Here is a 20,737-nt window from a genome sequence, read left to right as displayed (position 1 = left end):
GTCACCGCCGCCGGTCGCCGCGCGTACGGAAGAACTCGCCGGGTTCCAGGTCCCCTTCGAGGAACCGGCCGGCGACGAAGCCGATGGCGCCGAGCGCCGCCACCAGCAGAAAGGCCCCGAAGCCGCCGAAATATCCGGCGAAACCGAGAGCCATGCCGGCGATCATGCCGATCACGGCCAGATTCATCGTGCGTTCCTCCTACGTGACCTGGTTGCGGACCCGGATGTCATTGGAGCCGTGACTCCGGCTCTTCGTCCTCCTCGTCCGGCAGCTTCACGTCGCTGACGGCGATGTTCACCTCGACGACCTCGAGGCCGGTCATGCGCTCGACGGCTGCGATGACGTTCTCCCGCACGTCGCGCGCGGTGTCCGCGATCGACACGCCGTACTCGACGACGATCTCCAGGTCGAGGGCGGTCTGCACCTCGCCGACCTCGGCCTTCACGCCGCGCGACACGGACTTGGTGCCGCCGGGGACCCGGTCGCGCACCGCGCCGAAGGTCCGCGACAGGCCGCTGCCCATCGCGTGGACGCCGACGACGTCGCGCGCCGCGAGTCCGGCGATCTTCTCTACGACGCCGTCGGCGATGGTGGTCCGTCCCCTGCTCGCGGGGTCGCCACCGCCCCGCTTGGTCACGCTGGTCTTGCCTGCGGGGGCCGCGGGCGTCTCGCCCGGCTTCTGCGCGGTGTCGCTCATCGGGCCATCCCCTCTGTGAGGTGATCTAGGTCAAGTGCTGCCTTCTTTTGCCCACATTAAGTGCGGTTACCCGGACCCGCGCCCGGGATGGGGCAGCCTGGGGCGATGACGGTAGACCGATGGGCACAGGCGGTACGGCAACAGCTAGGCATCGGCAGGTTGCTGCCGTTGGGCGGACCGGGTGACGGGGCGTGGATCGCGGAGCCGGCGGCGCAGGGAGTGCTGCGGCGGGCTGCGGTCGAGGTGCGGGGCGTGCGGCTCGGTTCCGTACGCCTGTCGCCGGCCGATCCCGACGGGACGTACGAGGCGGCGGTGCCCGCCCCGCCGAGCGCGCTGCCGCCGGGGCCGCTGCGGATCGTGGCTCAGTGCGCGGCGACGTCCGACGAGCCGCTGCCGCTGGCCGCCGGCCGGCTGCGCGAGGCGCTCTCGCAGGCGGCGAAGGGACGTCTGGGCCTGCTGGTGACGGAGGTGGATCTCCAGGTCACGGCGTTGCTGGACGCCGATCCGGAGACGGAAGCGGCCCCGGCGGAGCCGGAGGCCGCGGCGAAGCCGACGTCGCTGTCCGGCGACGAGGGGCGCGTGGCGCAGGCGGCGCTCGACGTGCCCGGGGTGCTCCGGCTGACGGGCGTGCTGGTGGGCGGCATGGGCCGTGCGGTCCACATCGAGGAGCAGGCGGGAGCCGCGTCGCTGCCGCGGCGTCATGTACGGGTGGAGCTGGCGGTGTCCGCCGGGGCCCGCGCCCTCGATGTGGCGCGGGCCGTCCGGCAGGCCGTGTCGGCGGCGCTGCCGGACGCGCCGACCGTCGCGGCGCTGGTCACGCACATCGCGCCGGCCGAGCGGCAGGAGTAGGTCAGTCGCCGAGGCCGGCCAGGTCCCGCAGCCGCCGGCCCTGCGCGGCACGCTCGGCCGTGCGCTGCTCGTCCAGCGTGCGGCCGCTCACGCCCTGCAGCAGCGCCTTGGTCTCGATCACGGCGTCCCGCGGGGCGGCGAGCAGCGCGCCGACCAGATCCTGTACGGCGGCGTCCACCTGGTCCGCGGGCACGGCGACATTGGCCAGGCCGCTGGCCACGGCCTCGTCGGCGTGGACGTAGCGTCCGGTGACACAGATCTCCAGGGCCCGCGCGTACCCGACCAGCGAGACGAGCGGGTGCGTGCCCGTGAGGTCCGGTACGAGACCGAGGCTGGTCTCGCGCATGGAGAACTGCACGTCGTCGGCGACGACGCGCAGGTCGCAGGAGAGGGCGAGCTGGAATCCGGCTCCGATCGCATGGCCCTGGACAGCGGCGACGGACAGGATGTCGCTGCGCCGCAGCCAGGTGAAAGCGTCCTGGTACTCGGCGATCGTGGCGTCGAGGAACTCCTCGCCGCCGCGTGCCATGTCGATGAAGGACGGCTCGCCGTCGAAACCCTCGGGCGTGAACGCCTGACGGTCCAGGCCGGCGGAGAAGGACTTGCCCTCACCGCGCACCACGACGACCCGCACGGACCCCGGCAGGGCACGCCCGGCTGCGGTCAACGCCCGCCACAGAGCGGGAGATTGGGCGTTGCGCTTGTCCGGGTTGGCCAGGGTCACCGTGGCGATCGCGTCGTCGACGGTGAGCCGCACCCCGTCCTGGTCGAGCAGCGGTGCGAGCTTGGTCATCTGGGCCTCCGAGTCTGCGCGGTCATAAGTGACTGCACAGTAACCACCCGGCCGATCAGCCGACCGACCGGGTGGTCACCAAAGGAACCAGTGAGCCGAACGAGTCCTTGCTGACCCGCGAGAGCAGGCCGGTCGCGTCAGTTCGCCGCGGCCTTCTTGCCTCGCGTGGCCCCGCCGCGACCTCGCAGCGTGACCCCGGATTCGCTCAGCATCCGGTGCACGAAGCCATACGAGCGGCCGGTCTCCTCGGCCAGTGCTCGGATGCTCGCACCGGAGTCGTACTTCTTCTTCAGGTCTGCCGCGAGCTTGTCGCGCGCGGCGCCGGTTACCCGGCTGCCCTTCTTCAGAGTCTCGGCCACCCGTGCCTCCTCATGGGAAGTGCGCTCTGGAATTCCCATGATCACCCCTTGCGGCGTTCCTGGCCACCCATTCGGCAAGGTCCGTAGCCGCCCAATTCCGGAACGGAAGGCGATCCACACGAGTGGAATTCATGGTTCCGGACCCCTTCCACGGTGTCCGGAACCACCCGTACCGAAGAACCGGCAGGTCAGCGACATCCCAAGCGCCGCAAGGGCTCCGAGGCCCAGACGGCGGGAAAATCCGTGTAGGACGCACCGCAGTACGAGGCGATCTCACTCAGATGAAGGATCACGGATCGGCCGAATGATCCATATGGAGTGGATCAGTCATTCGATCACGCCGCACCGGCGGGTGCGAAGCGCGTCAGGCGAGGGCGACGAGGTCCGCGTAGCCCTGGCCCCAGAGGTCCTCGACACCGTCCGGGAGCAGGATGATGCGCTCCGGCTGGAGCGCCTCGACGGCGCCCTCGTCGTGCGTGACGAGGACGACCGCGCCCTTGTAGGTGCGCAGCGCGCCGAGGATCTCCTCGCGGCTGGCGGGGTCGAGGTTGTTCGTGGGCTCGTCGAGGAGCAGCACGTTGGCCGCCGAGACCACGAGGGTCGCCAGGGCCAGACGGGTCTTCTCGCCACCGGAGAGGACCCCGGCCGGCTTGTCGACGTCGTCGCCGGAGAACAGGAACGAGCCGAGCACCTTGCGGACCTCGACGAGATCGAGGTCGGGGGCCGAGGAGCGCATGTTCTCCAGGACCGAGCGCTCGGGGTCGAGGGTCTCGTGCTCCTGCGCGTAGTAGCCGAGCTTGAGGCCGTGGCCCTCGACGACCTGGCCGGTGTCGGGCTTCTCGGTGCCGGCGAGGAGACGGAGCAGGGTGGTCTTGCCCGCGCCGTTGAGGCCGAGGATGACGACGCGGGAGCCCTTGTCGATGGCCAGGTCGACGTCGGTGAAGATCTCCAGGGAGCCGTACGACTTCGACAGGCCCTCGGCCATCAGCGGCGTCTTGCCGCAGGGCGCGGGCTCGGGGAAGCGGAGCTTGGCGACCTTGTCGGACTGGCGGACGGCCTCCAGGCCGGCGAGCAGCTTGTCGGCGCGCTTGGCCATGTTCTGCGCGGCGACCGTCTTGGTGGCCTTGGCGCGCATCTTGTCGGCCTGCGCGTTCAGGGAGGCGGCCTTCTTCTCGGCGTTCTGCCGCTCGCGCTTGCGGCGCTTCTCGTCGGCCTCGCGCTGCTGCTGGTAGAGCTTCCAGCCCATGTTGTAGACGTCGATCTGGGAGCGGTTGGCGTCCAGGTAGAAGACCTTGTTGACGACCGTCTCGACCAGGTCGACGTCGTGGGAGATCACGATGAAGCCGCCGCTGTACGTCTTGAGGTAGTCGCGCAGCCAGACGATCGAGTCCGCGTCCAGGTGGTTGGTGGGCTCGTCGAGGAGCAGCGTGTCCGCGTCCGAGAAGAGGATGCGGGCCAGCTCGATACGGCGCCGCTGACCACCGGAGAGCGTGTGCAGGGGCTGGCCGAGCACGCGGTCCGGGAGATTGAGCGCGGCGGCGATGGTGGCGGCCTCGGCCTCGGCGGCGTACCCGCCCTTGGTGAGGAACTCCGTCTCCTGGCGCTCGTACTGCTTGAGGGCCTTGGCCTGGGTGGCGCCGGAGCCGGTCGCGATCCGCTGCTCGTTCTCGCGCATCTTGCGCATCAGGACGTCGAGGCCGCGGGCGGACAGGATGCGGTCGCGGGCCAGGACGTCGAGGTCGCCGGTGCGCGGGTCCTGCGGGAGATAGCCGACCTCGCCGGAGCGGGAGATGGTCCCGCCGGCCGGGATGCCCTCACCGGCGAGGCACTTGGTGAGGGTGGTCTTGCCCGCGCCGTTGCGGCCGACGAGGCCGATGCGGTCGCCCTTGGCGACACGGAAGGTGGCGTTCTCGATGAGGATGCGGGCGCCGGCGCGCAGTTCGATACCGGATGCGGTGATCACGGGAGTGCTCCAGGACAGGGTTAACGGCTGGTTGACAAGGCGAGGGCCGGTCGGCGCCGCTAAACCACCCAGAGAAGAAACGTCATGCGAGCCAGTTTAACGGTGGGATGCAAGCGGATTTCCCGGGGCTTCGGACCGGCTCCGGCCGGGCAGCTCGTTGCCCAGGGGCGTGCGGCGGGGAACGATCCTGCCGAGGCTGTCGACGGCCACGATCCGCTCGCTCCAGGCGACCTTGTCGTCCGCGCAGGGCTGGGCGATCAGCAGGGCGGTCCGGCGCCGCAGGTGGGCGGCCGGCGCGAAGACGCAGCCCGCGCGCGCGGGCAGCACCCAGCGCAGGTCGCCGTCCGCGGTGCGGTACGCGGCGATGCGCCGCGGCGTGACGACGGCGAGCATCCGGACCTCGGGGTCGAGCGGCTGCAGGACCCCGGCGCCGCCGCGCGCTCCCGGCGTGCGCAGCCAGGCCGCGGCGTCCGGGATCGCCCGGTGCCAGCGCACGGACCGGCCCCCGGCGCTCTCGGTGTCGGTGACCATGCCGTCGCTCCACAGCGCGAACGCCTGGCCGGGCGCGGCCAGCACGGCGAGCGGGCGGCGCCCTTCGCGGGTGTGCCGCCAGCGCACGGCGGTGTCGTACGCCTCGACCGCCGCGCCGCGCGTCCGCAGCCGGGGAGCGCTCTCACCGGGATCCGCGGCCACGCGCGCGTAGCGGGTGAGGTGGTCCCCGTAGGGGGCGGGGCGGGCCTGGTGGGCGGCGGTGATCAGGGGCAGCGCGAGGAGGGCGGCGGCGAGCGCCAGGAGGAGGCCCGGGCGCGGGCGGCGGGGCGTGGGCTCGGGAGGCGGCAGCGGCGGCCGGACGGTCTGCCGCGCGGGGCCCGCCTCTGTCGTCACGTCGAGCGGTACGACCGCCATCACACGCCCCCCCTACCTCACCATCAGCCACGGAACAGGCGCAGAGCGTAGTCGTGGGGTGAGGCCGCGGGGTCCGCGGGCGGAGGCGACACGGCGGCCGCGAGGGCGCCTGTCCCCCGTTCGGACGCCGGATCAGGGCCCGGCGACGGGGTGTGTCACAGGATGAAGTGGTCGATTCCTCCTCCGGACTTCGGCTCTCGGCGACTAGGCGGTGCGGGCATGCAGTTCGACGACGACGCCAATCTGGACACGTCTGAGGTCCAGGACGTGCGCGGCAGCCGGGTCCCCGGCGGGAAGGCGACGATCGGCGGCGGTCTCGCCGGGCTGATCGCGCTGTTCTTCGGACTCTTCTTCGGCACGAACGAGTTCGGGCTCTCGTCGGACGACACCGGCACCCCGGCCACGACGGTCTCCAGCGCCGCGCAGGTGCAGCAGCACTGCCGTACGGGACAGGACGCGAACGCCAAGGACGACTGCCGCATCGTGGCGGTGGTCAACAGCGTGCAGGACTACTGGCGCCCGGAGTTCCAGCGCCGACAGGGCCGCTACACCGACGCGTCCACCGTGTTCTTCACCAACCGGGTGCCCACCGCCTGCGGCCAGGCGACCTCGGCGGTCGGGCCGTTCTACTGCCCCGGCGACCGGAAGGTCTATCTGGACCTGGGGTTCTTCGACGAGCTGCGCACCAAGTTCGGTTCGAGCGGCGGTCCCTTCGCGCAGGCGTACGTCGTGGCCCACGAGTACGGGCACCACGTGCAGAACCTGATGGGCACCCTGAAGCGGTCGCAGGACGGGCGCACGGGCGAGAACAGCAACGCGGTCAAGGTCGAGCTGCAGGCGGACTGCTACGCGGGCGTGTGGGCCCGCCACGCGACGACGACGCCCGACGACAAGACCGGCAAGCCGCTCATCACGAGCCTGACCGACGCCGACATCCGGGACGGTCTGGACGCGGCCGCCGCGGTCGGCGACGACCGGATCCAGGAGAAGTTCCAGGGCCGGGTGACGCCCGAGTCGTGGACGCACGGCTCGGCCCAGCAGCGCCAGCAGTGGTTCTACCAGGGCTTCAAGAGCGGCGACATGGCGCAGTGCAACACCTTCCGGTGAGCCCCGCGGGGCGTCACGCCCCGCCCGTGTGGACCTGGAACGCGGCCCGGCGCACCGCCTTCGCGAGCGCCGGGTCGGGGTGCGCGGCGGCCAGGGCGACCAGGACCTGGACGGTGCGCGGGTGGCCGACGGCGCGGACCTCCTCGATCAGCGCGGGCACGGTCGGCTGCACCGCGGCCTCCAAGTGCCGTACGAGCAGGGGGGCTTCGCCGTGGTCGGCGACCGCCGCGGCCGTGTCGACCCACAGCCAGGTGGCCTCTTCGCGGGTGAGCACGGTGTGCACGTCCTCGGGGTCGGCGCCCTCGTACTCGGCGAGCCACAGCAGGGCGTAGGCGCGCAGTCCCGGCTCGTCGGCGGCGCGGCGCACCTCGGGCTCGGCCGGCGCCCCGACGACGCGCAGCGCCTCGAAGGCGAGGCCGCGCAACAGGGCGTCCTCGCCCCGGGCGGCGTCGAGGAGTTCGACGACGGCGCTGCCGGTGTCGCGGGCGGCGAGCCAGGCGCGGTACTCGGAGCGGGCCGCGTTCGGGCGCAGGCGGGCGCAGCCGCGCAGCATGTCCTCGGCGGACACCTCGATGTTCCCGGCCGGGGACTGGGCGGCGACGCAGATCTGCTCCAGCTTGACCCAGACCGCCCAACTGCCCAGCGGGGTGAGGACGGCGTGCCCGTCGGCGTACGTCAGCGCGCCGACGGAGGCGAGTCCCGCGAGGGCCCAGTCGAGCAGGGGCAGCAGCGGGGTGTCCTCCGGCGGGACCGGCTCGGGCTGCGGCCCGTAGGGGATCTCGCAGCGCTCGGTGCGCAGTTCGACGACGCGCTGGTCGAGCAGGTCGAGGAGCTGGGCGGCCGGGACAGGGCCCGCCATCAGCTGGCAGAAGGAGAGCAACTGCGGTACGGCCTCGACGACTTCGGCCACCGCGGCGGGCTCCAGGGAGTCCGGCGCCGGGTGGACCAGCGACCAGGCGTCGAACAGGGCGACCCAGCCGCGCAGCACGGCGGTGTCGTCGCGGTCCCAGGCCCGCAGCCGCCAGCCGGGCCGGGCGATGTCGCCGTGCACCTCGACGAGGCCGGCGAGGCGTGCGGTGTCCCAGTCGGCGCGGACCTGGCCGACGGTGAGGCCGAGGTCGTCGGCGGCGCGGCGCGCGGTGGCGTCCGAGAGGGTGCCCTTGCCGTCGCGCGCGCCGGTGCCGTTCCCGGGGCTCAGCGTGGCGTCCGCCCAGCGCGCCACGCGTACGGCGGCGGCCAGGCCCTGCCGGGCGGTGCGGGCGAGTTCGGCGGGGGGCGGGGTGCCCTCCGGGGGGCGCGGCGCGGGCCGCCGGACCGCTGCGCGTGGGGCGGCGGCGGCCAGGGGCTGGCGGCGCGGGCTGACGAGTCGGAGCCTGGAGTCGCGCGGGGTACGGGACGTCACTGGAGCAGTCTCCAGGGTGACCCCACGAATTCCCAAACGGGAGCTGTTGTTCGGGGTTCGGCTCGTGGTTCGTCAGGAGCCTTCCGCCGTCCGCCGCGTGCCGGGCGGGCGCCGGCGGGCGGTCACGTCGGCGGGGTCACATCAGTGGGGTCAGGAAGCGCCGCAGCGCCTCCTCGTAGCCCTTGCGGTCCGCGTTCCACATCGCGTTGTGCGGGGCGTCGTCGACCGTGTGCAGGGTGACCAGGTCGGGCCGGCGGTCGGCCAGCCGACGGGAGAGGGCCCAGGGGGCCACCTCGTCGGCGGGGCCGTGCAGGACGAGCGTGGGGACCTTGAGGGCGGCCGGGTCGGCGGTCTCGGCGAGGCGGTCGCCGCTCAGGCCCGTGCGGCCCTGCGCGGCCCGGACCGCGAGCGGGAGCAGCGGGCCCGGCGTGCGCCGGGCGCCGGCCAGGGCGCGCAGCGTCGCCTCCCAGCTGAGCACCGGGGAGTCGAGGACCAGGCCTCTGACGCGGTCGCGCAGCGCCGAGTGGGCGGCGGCGTGCAGGGCCATGGTGGCGCCGGTGGACCAGCCGTGCAGGATGACGTGCCGGGCTCCGTAGCGCACGGCGTAGCGGATCGCGGCGTCCAGGTCGCGCCACTCCGTCTCGCCGAGGTGGCCGAGCCCGTCCGGCGAGCGGGGCGCGCCGAGGTCGCCGCGGTAGGCGAGGTCGAGCACCGGGAAGCGGTGGTGGTGCAGGAACTCCATGAGGTTCATGGGGTGTTCGCGAGTGGTGCCGAGGCCGTGCACCGTGATGACCCAGGTGTCGCGGACGCCGGGCACGAACCAGGCGGGCAGTGCGCCGAGTTCGCCGGGGATGTCGATGTCGGCGTGGTCGAGGCCGAGCGCGGACTTGGGATCGCCGATGTGCACCTGCGGGGTGAGCCAGACCTTCGCGCCGGGTCCGAGGGTGCCGTGGGTGACGCGCTCCAGGCGGCGTACGACGGTGTCCGCGGCGTGCGGCGCCGACTCGATGACGGGCCCGACGACCGCGTGGCAGCCGTCGCCCGCGAGTCCGTACGTGCCCGGGCGCAGTGAGGCCAGGTCGCGGGTGAGGGTGATCTGGCCCGCCGCGGTGGCGTGGACGGTGAGCCGGGGCTCGGTGGGCAGGGGGCGTCCCGCGGGCGCCTTGAGCGCGGCGTCGCTGGCCAGACGGCCGGCGGCGATCGCGGCGGCGGAGGCCCCGAGCACGGCGGTGACGGCAGCGGCCGTCGCTTTGGCGGTACGCACCCGTCCAGTGTCGGCTGGCGGGCCCGCCCCGGCCAGTGGGACGGCGGGCGGGGGTGACGTCCGTCGGCCTCCGTGCCGGGTGGGGCCGGGTTTTCCCGCGCGAGGGCGGACTATCCCTGGGCGGGCCGCTGCCCGTACCCGCTGAGCCGCTCCCCCACCTCGCGCAGCTGTTCGTCGCTGAGGAGGGACGGGGTGCGGCCGGGGACGGAGTGGGCGGTGAGCCAGAGGCGGCACATCCACTCCAGTTGCGCGGTGCGGTCGTAGGCGCGGTCGAGACTGTCTCCGTATGTGAGGGTCCCGTGGTTCTGCAGGAGGCACCCGGTGCGGCCGGTCAGGGCGGCGAGCATGTTCTCGGCCAACTCTTCGGTGCCGTACGTCGCGTAGGGGGCGACACGCACGGGACCGCCGAGGGCCGCCGTCATGTAGTGGACGGACGGGAGTTCGGGCACGAGCGTGGAGACGGCGGTCGCATGCACGGCATGGGTGTGCACGACGGCCCGTGCGTCGGTGTGCCGGTAGACCGCGAGGTGCATCGGAAGTTCGCTGGTGGGGACGAGCGTGCCGGTGTGCTGCGTGCCGTCGAGGCCGACGGCGACGAGGTCGTGCGGCGTGAGGCGGTCGTAGGGGACGCCGCTCGGGGTGACCAGAACGCGGCTGTCGCCGCCCTCGCCGACGCGTACCGAGACGTTGCCCGACGTCCCGACGACCAGCCCGTCGGCCACCGTCCTGCGGGCCGTCGCCACCAGCTCTTCCCACGCCTGCTCGAGTTCCGCCATGGCGCGCATCCTGCCAGCCGCGCCGCCGCGGCGGGGTCCGCGCAGATTAGCCCGGAGGTGGGGCGTCCGTAAGGCCGCGTTTGGGCAGGGATGCCCCGCAGATGACGATTGGCTGGGGTTCGACGGGCAAGACGGGATCATCCGGTAATCTCTGGGAGATTTGTCATGCACGTCGCCATCCGGGGGGAAATATGGCTCGTGACCACAAACCGTCCCGTCACCGTGTCCGCATCGTCGCGGCGACTTCGGTGGCGGCTCTGACACTGGGGGGAACCGCACTCGCCGAGCTGCCCGCACACGCCGCCGCCGGGCCGAGGGGGCACGACGTCTCGTCGCACCAGAAGCACGTCAACTGGCGGAAGGCGAAGAACGAAGGGGCCCGGTTCGCCTACGTCAAGGCGACCGAGTCGACCACCTACAAGAATCCCTACTTCACACAGCAGTACAACGGCGCCCGCAACGCCGGCATCGTCCGGGGCGCCTACCACTTCGCCCTGCCCGACGAGTCGTCGGGCCGGACGCAGGCCGCGTACTTCGTGCGCAACGGCGGGGCCTGGTCGCGGGACGGATGGACGCTGCCGCCCGCGCTCGACATCGAGTACAACCCGTACAGCAAGAAGAAGTGCTACGGCATGAGCAAGGCGCGACTGGTCGCCTGGGTCGCGTCCTTCAGCGACGAGATCAAGCGCAGCACCGGGCGCCGCCCGGTGATCTACACCAACTACCACTGGTGGAAGAGGTGCACCGGCAACAGCGGTGCCTTCGCCGCCAACCACGCCCTGTGGCTCGCGCGCTACGACGCGAGCTGGGGCACGCTGCCCGCCGGGTGGTCCTACTGGACGTTCTGGCAGTACGACAACCACGGCAGCCTGCCGGGTGACCAGAATCTCTTCAACGGCTCGATGGCCCAGTTGAAGAGGTTCGCCCAGGGGTAGTCGGGGCAGGGTCGAAAGTCCCGCGGAACCCTTGATTCCGGGGCTGCGACGAGGTCGATACGGAATCCGCGCCGCCGTCCCGTGCCAAGCGGAGCGGCGGCGCTCCGGATCGGGTCACCACAAAGCCCGACCCAGTTCATCTTCCGTTCACCCGGCTTGCCTACGTTCACCGTGCCACTGACGTCCGAACGAAGCCTGGGTAAATGGAACACATCACGCTGCTCCTTGCGATCGTGATCGTTACCGCGCTGGTCTTTGATTTCACCAACGGTTTCCACGACACCGCCAACGCGATGGCGACGACCATCTCGACAGGCGCCCTCAAGCCGAAGACGGCGGTGGCCATGTCCGCCGTGCTGAACCTGGTCGGAGCGTTTCTCTCCGTCGAGGTCGCGAAGACCATCTCCGGCGGCATCATCAACGAGGACGGCCTCAAGACCGAGGTCATATTCGCGGCGCTCGTCGGCGCCATCCTCTGGAACCTGCTGACCTGGCTGGTCGGCCTGCCGTCCAGCTCCTCGCACGCACTGTTCGGCGGCCTCATCGGCGCCGCGGTCATGTCGATGGGCTGGTCGTCGGTGAACGGCGGCACCGTCGTCACCAAGGTGCTGCTGCCCGCGGTCGCCGCGCCGATCGTCGCCGGCCTCGCCGCGATGCTCGCCACGCGCCTGACCTACCGCATCAGCAAGCACACCGACGAGAAGGCCACCTCCAAGGGCTACCGCGCCGGGCAGATCGCCTCGGCCGGCCTCGTCTCCCTCGCGCACGGCACGAACGACGCCCAGAAGACGATGGGCATCATCACCCTCGCCCTGATCACCGGCGGCGTGCTCGCGCCGGACGCCGACCCGCCGCTGTGGGTCATCGTGTCGGCCGGTCTGGCCATCGCGATGGGCACGTACCTGGGCGGCTGGCGGATCATCCGCACCATGGGCAAGGGCCTGACCGATCTGGCGCCGCAGCAGGGCTTCGCCGCGCAGACGTCCGCCGCGACGGCGATCCTCGCCTCCTCGCACATCGGCTTCTCGCTCTCCACCACCCAGGTCTGCTCCGGCGCCGTCATGGGCTCCGGTCTCGGCCGCAAGGGCGGTGTCGTCCGCTGGTCGACCGCCACCCGGATGTTCGTCGCGTGGGGTCTGACCCTGCCGGCCGCGGGTCTGGTCGGCGCGGGCGCCGAGTTCCTCACCAAGCAGGGCCCGTGGGGCATCGGCCTCACCGCCGCTCTCCTGGTCGGCGGCTCCGCGGTCATCTGGAAGCTGTCCCGCCGCGACTCCGTCGACCACACGAACGTCACCGACGACGCGATCGACTCCGCCGAGGAGCCCGCGGGCGTCGTGACCACGGCGATCGCCGCGGTCACCCCGCCGCCGATCGGCGCGGTCGCGGAGGCCGGGGCGTCGGCCGACATCAAGTCCACGATCCCCGCTCCGGCTCCCGCCGTGGCCGACCCCGCGCGCCCCGCCGGCGCCACGCTGTAAGGAAGCAGGACCAGCTATGAAGATCGACTGGGCGGCTCTCGGCTCCGTCTTCGGGGTCAGCCTCGTGGTCACCGTGGCCCTGGTGGGCCTGTTCACCCTCGGCATCGTCGGCCTCTCCAAGCGGGAGTCGGCGGCGCGGCAGGGCGGTTCGGCGACGGTTGCCACGTCCGGCGCGTACCTGTGCTTCGCGCTGTGCGCGGCGGCCGTGGCGTACGGGATCTTTCTGATCGTGGCCTGACGACACGCCTGTGCCGCGTTCACCTTCTGAACGCGACAGAGGCCCAGCAGCACCCGAGCGGGGTGCGGGACGTACGGCGTCCCGCACCCCGCTTTCACGTTCGACTTGTCACCGGAACGGGTGTGGCGCTGCCAAATGTCGCGACCCTGCGAGGACGGCCCATCGAGCCCTGTTTTCCAGGCCACAGCGGACATGCCATATGGCAGACTGACATGAGCCACCCCGCCAGCACTCCATCCGCCACCAGCCATTCGCCACCAGCTGTCTGCTAGCTTCCGTTCACTATTTGGCTAGCTCTCACCTGGTGCATCGAGACCTGGCACACGGTCGGCAAGGAGACAGAGATGATGGCCCGCGACATCGACCCCAGCCTCAATCGGCGCAGGCTGCGCATCGAACTGCGCAAGGCCCGTGAAGCAACCGGGCAGACGCAGACCGACGCGGCACAGGCGCTCGACTGGTCGTTGTCCAAGATCATGCGCATCGAGGCCGGGACGGTGAGCGTCTCGGTGACCGACCTCCGGGCCCTGCTCCAGCACTACGAGGTCAGGGACGAGCACCTGCGGAACGAACTGGAGGAGGCCGCGCGCGGGTCGCGCGGGCTGAGCTGGTGGACGCAGTACAACGACGTGCTCAACCCCGGCTTCCGCCAGTACCTGGGCTACGAGAGCGCCGCCGCGTCGATCCGCACGTACCACCCGATCGTGGTGCCCGGTCTGCTGCAGACCGAGGACTACGCGATGGCCATGCTGGCGCCGCACGTGGAGGAGGCCCGGGCGCGGCGGATCGTCGAGCTGCGGACCGAGCGGCAGGAGCGCGCCCTGGAGGGCGAGACCCCGCCCTGGACGTTCTTCATCCTGGACGAGGCGGCCCTGCACCGGCAGATCGGCGGTACGCGTGTGCTGCGCGGGCAGCTGCAGCACCTGCTCGACGTCGCGCAGCAGCCCCGGGTGTCGCTCCAGGTGCTGCCCTTCACGGCGGGCGCGCACTTCGCCACGCTCAACAGCTTCATCCTGCTCGGCTTCACGGACGACGACGACCTGCTGTACCGGGAGTCCGAGGGCAACCAGACGATCCGTGACGACCACGAACTGATCGTGCGACACCAGGAGTGCTTCGAATCGCTCCGCGAGATCGCGTACAGCGGCGACCTGGCCATCGATCTCATCAGCAAGACCAGGGACGGGCTCGACACCTCGTGAGGTGACAAGCGGGCCGGGCCCTGGAGAGCCCGTGTAGGAGGCGCACATGCCGGCCGCAGGCGACGAGTGGTGGTGGCGGCTCCTCACGGCCGCCGGTCCCCGGCTCGACGGCACCGATGGTGGCGGTGATGCGCGTGGTGCAGCCGGTACGAACGCCCCGGCGGCCACGGGCACTCCGGACAGCGGGGAGCCGCCCGCCGGCCCGGACACCGCCTCCGACACCGTCGTCGGTGTCGTGGCACAGCTCCCCGGCGAGCGGCCGTCGTTCGGTGCCGTGGTCATCCACGTCGTGTCCAGCGACGACCTGACCCGGCGGGCCGGCTGGATGTACGCCCAGATCATGCTGGACAACCGTCGCCACACGAGACTTCTGCTGCTGGCCTCGTTGTCCGGCGGGCTGGTCCTGCTGGGCGGGCTGGCGGGGCTCGTGGTGCTGATCCAGGCGTGTGGCCTGACCTCGCCCTGGGCGGTGGGTTCGGTCGTCGCCGCGGCGTCGTCCCCGGTGACCGCGATCGCCTACGGTTTCGCCCGGCTCCTCCTGCGCTGTGCGGAGGCCATCCGGTCGCCGCTCAGCGCCGACGCCCCGCCGTCCGACCCCGATCCGTCACCGGATCCCGGTGCTGCGAGCCGCCCCTGACGCTCCGTAGTCCCGCGCGGAAGCCGGTCGCGGCGGCGAACAGCGCGGCGACCAACACCCAGACCACGACGCGGGCCTGGCCGGACGGGACCAGTGCGGCGGCCAGCGCCCCGACGACGCTCGCCGCAACGCCGCAGGCCAGACAGAACACCACGAGGCCACGTGGGGAGACGACTCCGCGCGCGGTGCGGCTCACCGCCCCGTGCGCCCGCTGCCGCGCCTCGGTCATGTGGTGACCGGTCATCGCGCCCTCCTCCCCCCGCGGTGGACTCAGCGGTCGGTCCTGCCCGGACCGGACCCGCCCAGAGCCCTCAGGAACGCCTGCCACCGGATGCGCCGGAAGACCAGATCCGCCGTATCCCGGTTCCCGGAGTCACGGACTCGGACCTCGGTCTCACCGAGCGCCACTTCCACGCAGTCCCCGCTCAGACCCGAGTAACTGCTCTTGCGCCACGGCCCGGTGACCTGTTCCTGCCATGACCGAGCGTGCTCTCTCCCATGGGACACACCGGCCTCCTCCTGCTCGAGAGCCGGCGTCCCCCGTCATTGCACGCCCGCGTGCAGGCACCATAGCGCCGCCGGGGCGACCCGCCCAGGTGTCCCGGACGGATCCGCCTCACCACGTCGCCAAGGCGCCCTCAACCACTCGTGGACCGCTCTCCGTCTGCCGTCTTCCAGTCTAGGTAGGCCTGTTTTCGACCCATAGAGGAATTCCGGCCCAGTGAACGGGTCCCACGCGGCGCTGTGGACCTCCCCACACTCCCCTCTCCCAGGTCAACGGCAAGTTGACGCACCTTCGCGCACCGTGGTGGACTTCCCGGGCCATATACGGCAGCAGTCCGAGGAAGCCGGTGCGAATCCGGCGCGGTCCCGCCACTGTGAGCCCTTCTCCGGGAGGGCGAGCCAGGAACTCTCGCTGCCGGTCTCGTCGAACCAGGGCGTGGACACCCTGAGTGAGGACAACTACCGCCATGTTCGCCCTGCGCGGCGCGGCGCGGGCCGAGCGCGTCTTCGCGTGCGGTGCCGCCGCCGGACTCTTCGCCGATCTGCTGCTCGGTGACCCGCGTCGAGGGCATCCCGTCGCCGGATTCGGCCGGGCCGCAGGGGCCGTGGAGCGGGTGCTGTGGCGGGATCACCGCGGCTGGGGCGCCCTGCACACCGCCGTCTGCGTGGGCGGGGCCACCGCCGTGGGCGTCCTCGCCGCCCGTGCGGTACGCCGCTCCCCCGCCGCCTCCGTCGCGCTGACGGCCGCCGCCACCTGGGCCGTGGTCGGCGGGACCTCGCTCGGCCGGGAGGCGCGCGCCGTCGGGGCCGCGCTGGAGGCCGGGGACGTGGAGCTGGCCCGGGAGTTGCTGCCGCGGCTGTGCGGACGGGATCCGCAGGGGCTGGACGCCGACGGGATCGCGCGGGGCGTCGTCGAGTCCGTCGCCGAGAACACCTCCGACGCCGTCGTGGGCGCATTGGTGTGGGGCGCCGTGGGCGGCGTGCCCGGGCTGCTCGCCTTCCGTGCCGTGAACACGCTCGACGCCATGGTCGGGCACAAGTCCGTGAAGTACCGCCGGTTCGGCTGGGCCTCGGCCCGGCTGGACGACGTCGCCGGGTGGCCCGGGGCCCGGCTGACCGGTGCGCTCGCCGTGCTGGCCGGCGGGCGTCCGCGCGACGCCGCCCGGGCCTGGCGCGAGGACGCGGGGCGCCATCCCAGTCCCAACGCGGGGCCCGTCGAGGCCTCGTTCGCGGGGGCGCTCGGGGTGCGGCTCGGCGGGACGTTGGCGTACGGGGGCAGGGTCGAGCACCGGCCCGTGCTGAACGCGCGAGGGCGCGTGGTGCGGGTGTCGGACGTGGAGCGGGCCGCGCGGTTGTCGCGGCGGGTCAGTGTGATGGCGTGGGGAGTCTGTGTGGCCGGGCGGTTGTTGCGAGGGCGTCGATGAGCGGGCGGGGCGGCGGGCTGCTCGTCGCCGGGACCACGTCGGACGCCGGGAAGAGCGTCGTGACCGCCGGGATCTGCCGGTGGCTCGTGCGGCAGGGGGTGAAGGTCGCGCCGTTCAAGGGGCAGAACATGTCCCTGAACTCGTTCGTGACGCGCGACGGCGCCGAGATCGGCCGGGCGCAGGCCATGCAGGCGCAGGCCGCCCGGGTCGAGCCGAGCGCGCTGATGAATCCGGTGCTGCTCAAGCCGGGCAGCGACCGCAGCAGCCAGGTCGTGCTGATGGGCAAGCCGGTGGGCGAGATGAGCGCGCGGGGCTATCACGGGGCGCGGCAGGGCGCGTTGCTCGACACCGTCGTCGGATGCCTGGAGGAGTTGCGGGGCAGTCATGACGCCGTGATCTGTGAAGGGGCCGGGTCTCCGGCCGAGATCAATCTGCGGCGTACCGACATCGTGAACATGGGGATCGCGCGGGCCGCGCGGCTGCCCGTGCTGGTGGTCGGGGACATCGACCGCGGTGGCGTCTTCGCGTCGTTCTTCGGTACGACGGCGCTGCTCGCGCCGGAGGACCAGGAGCTGCTCGCCGGGTATCTGGTGAACAAGTTCCGGGGGGACGTCAGTCTGCTGGAGCCGGGGCTCGACATGCTCAAGTCCCTCACCGGCAGGGCCACTTACGGGGTACTGCCGTTCCAGCACGAGCTCGGCATCGACGAGGAGGACGGGCTGCGGGTGTCCCTGCGGGGCGCCGTGCGCGAGTCCGTCGTGGCCCCGCCGGTCGGCGAGGACGTGCTGCGGGTCGCCGTGTGCGCGGTGCCGCTGATGTCGAACTTCACGGATGTCGACGCGCTGGCCGCCGAGCCGGGCGTCGTCGTGCGGTTCGTGGACCGGGCCGAGGAACTGGTCGACGCCGATCTGGTCGTCGTGCCCGGGACGCGCGGGACCGTGAAGGCGCTGGAGTGGCTGCGCGAGCGCGGCCTCGCGGACGCGCTGGCGCGGCGGGCCGCCGAGGGACGCCCGGTGCTCGGCATCTGCGGCGGGTTCCAGCTGCTCGGCGAGCGCATCGAGGACGACGTCGAGTCGCGGGCCGGTGTCGTGGCCGGGCTCGGACTGCTGCCCGTGCAGGTGCGGTTCGCGCGGGAGAAGACGCTGGCGCGGCCGGTGGGCGAGGCGCTCGGCGAGTACGTCGAGGGGTACGAGATCCATCACGGCGTCGCGGACGTCCTCGGCGGGGATGCCTTTCTGGACGGGTGCCGGGTGGGGGCCGTCTGGGGGACGCACTGGCACGGGTCGCTGGAGTCGGACGGGTTCCGGCGGGCGTTTTTGCGGGCGGTCGCGGACGCGGCCGGGCGGCGGTTCGTGCCGGCGCCGGACACGTCGTTCGCGGCGCTGCGGGAGGAGCAGCTCGACCGGCTCGGTGACCTGGTGGAGCGCTATGCCGATACGGAGGGGTTGTGGCGGTTGATCGAGTCCGGGGCGCCGGACGGGCTGCCGTTCGTACCGCCGGGGGCGCCCGCGTGAGCGTCCCGGTTCCTGGCCTGTTCAATTCTCTGGAGGATCGATGACCACCCCGTATCCGTTCACGGCCGTCGTCGGCCAGGACGATCTGCGCCTCGCCCTGCTGCTGAACGCCGTGTCGCCCGCCGTCGGCGGTGTGCTGGTGCGCGGCGAGAAGGGCACCGCCAAGTCCACGGCCGTACGCGCCCTTTCGGCGCTGCTGCCCGATGTGGACGTCGTCGCCGGGTGCCGGTTCTCGTGCGCGCCGGGGGCGCCCGACCCGCAGTGCCCGGACGGGCCGCACGAGGTCGGCCCGGGTGCGCAACGGGCGGCGCGCATGGTCGAGTTGCCGGTCGGCGCCTCGGAGGACCGGCTGGTCGGGGCGCTCGACATCGAGCGGGCGCTCGCCGAGGGCGTGAAGGCCTTCGAGCCGGGCCTGCTCGCGGACGCGCACCGCGGCATCCTGTACGTCGACGAAGTGAACCTGCTGCATGACCATTTGGTGGATCTGCTGCTGGACGCCGCCGCGATGGGCGCCTCCTACGTCGAGCGCGAGGGCGTCTCCGTACGGCATGCCGCGCGTTTCCTGCTCGTGGGCACGATGAACCCCGAAGAGGGCGAGCTGCGCCCGCAGTTGCTCGACCGGTTCGGGCTGACCGTCGAGGTCGCCGCGTCCCGGGAGCCGGAGCAGCGGGTGCAGGTCGTCAAGCGGCGCCTCGCGTACGACGACGACCCCGAGGGCTTCACGGCGCAGTGGGCCGGCGAGGAGGCGGGCGTACGCGAGCGGATCGTCGCCGCGCGCGCCCTGCTGCCCCAGGTGCGGCTCGGCGACGGGGCGTTGACCCGGATCGCCGCGACCTGTGCCGCGTTCGAGGTGGACGGGATGCGGGCCGACATCGTGATGGCCCGCACCGCGACCGCGCTCGCCGCGTGGGCGGGACGCACCGAGGTGCTGGCACAGGACGTGCGCCAGGCCGCGCTGCTCGCGCTCCCGCACCGGCGGCGCCGCAATCCCTTCGACGCGCCGGGCCTCGACGAGGACAAGCTGGACGAGACGCTGGACGAGTTCGGGCCCGACGACGAGGGTCCCGGGCCCGACGGCCCCGACGACCCGGGCCCCGGTGGCGGCGGTGGCGTGCCGCCGCAGGACGGCCCCGAGCCGGACGGTCCGGGCCGGCCGGAGTCCCCGCAGGAATCCCGGCAGGAGTCGCCTCAGGAGTCCCCGCGGGAGCCGGCGGGCGCGCCCGCGTCCGGTGGCGCCGGGGAGCAGCGGGCCGTCTCGGCCGGTGAGCCGTTCCGTACGAAGATGCTGAGCGTCCCGGGTCTGGGCGACGGGGCCGCCGGGCGGCGCTCGCGCGCGCGGACCGAGCACGGCAGGACGACCGGCGCCGTCCGGCCCCGGGGCACCCTGACCAGGCTGCACCTGGCGGCGACGGTGCAGGCCGCCGCGCCGCATCAGCGGGCGCGCGGCCGGTCCGGGACCGGGCTCGTGGTGCGCCGCGACGATCTGCGGCAGGCGACCCGGGAGGGCCGCGAGGGCAATCTGGTCCTCTTCGTCGTGGACGCCTCGGGGTCGATGGCCGCCCGGCAGCGGATGGGCGCCGTGAAGGGCGCCGTGCTGTCCCTGCTGCTCGACGCGTATCAGCGGCGCGACAAGGTGGGGCTCGTGACCTTCCGCGGGACGGGCGCCGAGGTGGCGCTGCCGCCGACGTCGAGCGTGGACGCGGCCGCGGCGCGCCTGGAGTCGCTGCCGACCGGAGGGCGTACCCCGCTGGCCGCCGGGCTGCTCAAGGCGCACGAGGTACTGCGGGTGGAGCGGCTGCGGGACCCGGCGCGGCGACCGCTGATGGTCGTGGTGACGGACGGGCGGGCCACCGGTGGTCCTGAGCCGGTGAAGCTGGCCGGGCGGGCCGCCGGGCTGCACGCCGCCGAGGGCACGGCGTCCGTCGTCGTCGACTGCGAGACGGGCATGGTGCGGCTGGGGCTCGCGGCCCAGCTCGCCGGCCGGCTGGGCGGCAGCGCCGTCACGTTGGACGAGCTGCGGGCCGACGCCATCGCCGGGCTCGTCAAGGACGTACAGGGAACGAACCAGACCCGCAGGAGGGCCGCCTGATGCCGCAGGGACAGCCGAGTGTCGTACCGGACGACGGGCTGACGACACGTCAGCGACGTAACCGCCCGCTGGTGTTCGTGCACACGGGCATCGGCAAGGGCAAGTCGACGGCGGCCTTCGGGCTCGCGCTGCGGGCCTGGAACCAGGGCTGGCCGATCGGGGTGTTCCAGTTCGTCAAGTCGGCGAAGTGGAAGGTCGGCGAGGAGAACGCGCTCAAGGTGCTCGGCGCCTCCGGTGAGGGCGGCACCGTCGACTGGCACAAGATGGGAGAAGGCTGGTCCTGGGTCCAGCGAGACGACCAGGCCGACAACGAGGAGAAGGCCCGTGAGGGCTGGGAGCAGGTGAAGCGGGATCTGGCCGCCGAGACGTACAAGCTGTACGTGCTCGACGAGTTCGCGTACCCGCTGCACTGGGGCTGGATCGACGTGGACGAGGTCGTGCAGGTGCTGCGTGACCGTCCGGGCACCCAGCACGTCGTGATCACGGGCCGCAACGCCCCTGAGAAGCTGGTCGAGTTCGCGGATCTCGTGACCGACATGTCGAAGGTGAAGCACCCGATGGACGCGGGCCAGAAGGGCCAGCGGGGCATCGAGTGGTGA

22 protein-coding genes and 1 riboswitch are annotated in these 20,737 nt (G+C 72.5%); of the genes, 11 read left to right on the top strand and 11 right to left on the bottom strand.

From position 1 onward, the window contains the following. Window position 1: 1 nt before the first annotated feature. Window positions 2-187, bottom strand: coding sequence for a hypothetical protein (locus ACQUQD_RS31380; protein WP_127830364.1), 186 nt, complete (start codon window positions 185-187; stop codon window positions 2-4). Between the two features lie 40 nt (window positions 188-227). Continuing rightward, window positions 228-698 carry an Asp23/Gls24 family envelope stress response protein gene (locus tag ACQUQD_RS31375; protein WP_428955528.1) on the bottom strand — a complete coding sequence of 157 codons (471 nt, stop codon included), beginning with the start codon at window positions 696-698 and terminating at the stop codon, window positions 228-230. Between the two features lie 105 nt (window positions 699-803). On the opposite strand from ACQUQD_RS31375, the gene ACQUQD_RS31370 reads away from it, so the two are divergent. Further along, entirely contained in the window at window positions 804-1,547 is a 744-nt protein-coding gene (locus ACQUQD_RS31370) for a nucleopolyhedrovirus P10 family protein (protein ID WP_428955527.1), read from the top strand. A 1-nt stretch (window position 1,548) separates the two neighbouring features. On the opposite strand, the gene ACQUQD_RS31365 is transcribed toward ACQUQD_RS31370, so the two are convergent. From ACQUQD_RS31365 to ACQUQD_RS31350, 4 genes are all read right to left on the bottom strand, one after another. Further along, window positions 1,549-2,340, bottom strand: coding sequence for an enoyl-CoA hydratase/isomerase family protein (locus ACQUQD_RS31365; RefSeq protein WP_428955526.1), 792 nt, complete (start codon window positions 2,338-2,340; stop codon window positions 1,549-1,551). Between the two features lie 137 nt (window positions 2,341-2,477). Further along, window positions 2,478-2,699 (bottom strand): helix-turn-helix domain-containing protein, encoded by a 222-nt coding sequence (locus tag ACQUQD_RS31360; protein WP_324772334.1) that lies wholly within the window; start codon window positions 2,697-2,699, stop codon window positions 2,478-2,480. A gap of 364 nt (window positions 2,700-3,063) precedes the next feature. Continuing rightward, window positions 3,064-4,662 (bottom strand): ribosomal protection-like ABC-F family protein, encoded by a 1,599-nt coding sequence (gene abc-f, locus ACQUQD_RS31355; RefSeq protein WP_428955525.1) that lies wholly within the window; start codon window positions 4,660-4,662, stop codon window positions 3,064-3,066. 96 nt (window positions 4,663-4,758) lie between these two features. Beyond that, window positions 4,759-5,568: a hypothetical protein gene (locus ACQUQD_RS31350; protein WP_428955524.1), complete on the bottom strand. Its 810-nt coding sequence runs from the start codon at window positions 5,566-5,568 to the stop codon at window positions 4,759-4,761. 219 nt (window positions 5,569-5,787) lie between these two features. Between ACQUQD_RS31350 and ypfJ the strand changes: the two genes are divergently transcribed. After that, window positions 5,788-6,675 carry a KPN_02809 family neutral zinc metallopeptidase gene (gene ypfJ / locus ACQUQD_RS31345; protein ID WP_428955523.1) on the top strand — a complete coding sequence of 296 codons (888 nt, stop codon included), beginning with the start codon at window positions 5,788-5,790 and terminating at the stop codon, window positions 6,673-6,675. A gap of 13 nt (window positions 6,676-6,688) precedes the next feature. Here ypfJ and ACQUQD_RS31340 read toward each other — a convergent pair whose 3' ends face one another. From ACQUQD_RS31340 to ACQUQD_RS31330, 3 genes are all read right to left on the bottom strand, one after another. Next, window positions 6,689-8,077 carry a hypothetical protein gene (locus ACQUQD_RS31340; RefSeq protein ID WP_428955522.1) on the bottom strand — a complete coding sequence of 463 codons (1,389 nt, stop codon included), beginning with the start codon at window positions 8,075-8,077 and terminating at the stop codon, window positions 6,689-6,691. 136 nt (window positions 8,078-8,213) lie between these two features. Next, on the bottom strand, window positions 8,214-9,341 hold the full coding sequence (locus ACQUQD_RS31335) for an alpha/beta hydrolase (protein ID WP_428955521.1): 1,128 nt from the start codon (window positions 9,339-9,341) through the stop codon (window positions 8,214-8,216). A gap of 110 nt (window positions 9,342-9,451) precedes the next feature. Continuing rightward, window positions 9,452-10,126 (bottom strand): class II aldolase/adducin family protein, encoded by a 675-nt coding sequence (locus ACQUQD_RS31330; protein WP_428955520.1) that lies wholly within the window; start codon window positions 10,124-10,126, stop codon window positions 9,452-9,454. 182 nt (window positions 10,127-10,308) lie between these two features. Here ACQUQD_RS31330 and ACQUQD_RS31325 point away from each other — a divergent pair, with 182 nt between their 5' ends. From ACQUQD_RS31325 to ACQUQD_RS31305, 5 genes are all read left to right on the top strand, one after another. Continuing rightward, entirely contained in the window at window positions 10,309-11,052 is a 744-nt protein-coding gene (locus ACQUQD_RS31325) for a lysozyme (protein WP_428955519.1), read from the top strand. 203 nt (window positions 11,053-11,255) lie between these two features. Next, window positions 11,256-12,530 carry an anion permease gene (locus ACQUQD_RS31320; RefSeq protein WP_428955518.1) on the top strand — a complete coding sequence of 425 codons (1,275 nt, stop codon included), beginning with the start codon at window positions 11,256-11,258 and terminating at the stop codon, window positions 12,528-12,530. Between the two features lie 16 nt (window positions 12,531-12,546). Continuing rightward, window positions 12,547-12,768 (top strand): hypothetical protein, encoded by a 222-nt coding sequence (locus ACQUQD_RS31315; RefSeq protein WP_428955517.1) that lies wholly within the window; start codon window positions 12,547-12,549, stop codon window positions 12,766-12,768. 347 nt (window positions 12,769-13,115) lie between these two features. Continuing rightward, the gene (locus ACQUQD_RS31310; protein WP_428957708.1) at window positions 13,116-13,970 is read left to right on the top strand and encodes a helix-turn-helix domain-containing protein; all 855 of its coding nucleotides are present in this window, start codon (window positions 13,116-13,118) and stop codon (window positions 13,968-13,970) included. A 46-nt stretch (window positions 13,971-14,016) separates the two neighbouring features. Next, the gene (locus ACQUQD_RS31305; protein WP_428955516.1) at window positions 14,017-14,607 is read left to right on the top strand and encodes a hypothetical protein; all 591 of its coding nucleotides are present in this window, start codon (window positions 14,017-14,019) and stop codon (window positions 14,605-14,607) included. On the opposite strand, the gene ACQUQD_RS31300 is transcribed toward ACQUQD_RS31305, so the two are convergent. After that, the gene (locus ACQUQD_RS31300) at window positions 14,540-14,851 is read right to left on the bottom strand and encodes a hypothetical protein (RefSeq protein ID WP_428955515.1); all 312 of its coding nucleotides are present in this window, start codon (window positions 14,849-14,851) and stop codon (window positions 14,540-14,542) included. The two genes, ACQUQD_RS31305 and ACQUQD_RS31300, sit on opposite strands and share 68 nt — an antisense overlap. A gap of 26 nt (window positions 14,852-14,877) precedes the next feature. Next, window positions 14,878-15,114, bottom strand: coding sequence for a DUF397 domain-containing protein (locus tag ACQUQD_RS31295; protein ID WP_428955514.1), 237 nt, complete (start codon window positions 15,112-15,114; stop codon window positions 14,878-14,880). A 282-nt stretch (window positions 15,115-15,396) separates the two neighbouring features. Beyond that, a riboswitch (cobalamin riboswitch) is annotated at window positions 15,397-15,542 on the top strand. A gap of 36 nt (window positions 15,543-15,578) precedes the next feature. On the opposite strand from ACQUQD_RS31295, the gene ACQUQD_RS31290 reads away from it, so the two are divergent. Genes ACQUQD_RS31290 through cobO form a run of 4 tightly spaced genes read left to right on the top strand, consistent with a single transcriptional unit; the run spans window position 15,579 to window position 20,737 of the window. After that, window positions 15,579-16,535, top strand: a complete 957-nt coding sequence (locus tag ACQUQD_RS31290; protein WP_428955513.1) for a cobalamin biosynthesis protein — start codon at window positions 15,579-15,581, stop codon at window positions 16,533-16,535. Continuing rightward, the gene (locus ACQUQD_RS31285; protein WP_428955512.1) at window positions 16,532-18,049 is read left to right on the top strand and encodes a cobyric acid synthase; all 1,518 of its coding nucleotides are present in this window, start codon (window positions 16,532-16,534) and stop codon (window positions 18,047-18,049) included. The genes ACQUQD_RS31290 and ACQUQD_RS31285 overlap by 4 nt, the downstream gene beginning before the upstream one ends. A 40-nt stretch (window positions 18,050-18,089) precedes the next feature. Beyond that, window positions 18,090-20,138, top strand: a complete 2,049-nt coding sequence (locus ACQUQD_RS31280) for a putative cobaltochelatase (protein WP_428955511.1) — start codon at window positions 18,090-18,092, stop codon at window positions 20,136-20,138. Beyond that, window positions 20,138-20,737, top strand: coding sequence for a cob(I)yrinic acid a,c-diamide adenosyltransferase (gene cobO / locus ACQUQD_RS31275; RefSeq protein ID WP_351458788.1), 600 nt, complete (start codon window positions 20,138-20,140; stop codon window positions 20,735-20,737). Before ACQUQD_RS31280 ends, cobO begins: the two co-directional genes overlap by 1 nt.

The organism is Streptomyces sp. cg35 (assembly GCF_050410835.1).
In the GTDB taxonomy this organism is placed as follows: domain Bacteria; phylum Actinomycetota; class Actinomycetes; order Streptomycetales; family Streptomycetaceae; genus Streptomyces.
Note: the sequence above shows the minus strand (reverse complement) of the source record. Positions and strands in the feature narration are given on the sequence as shown.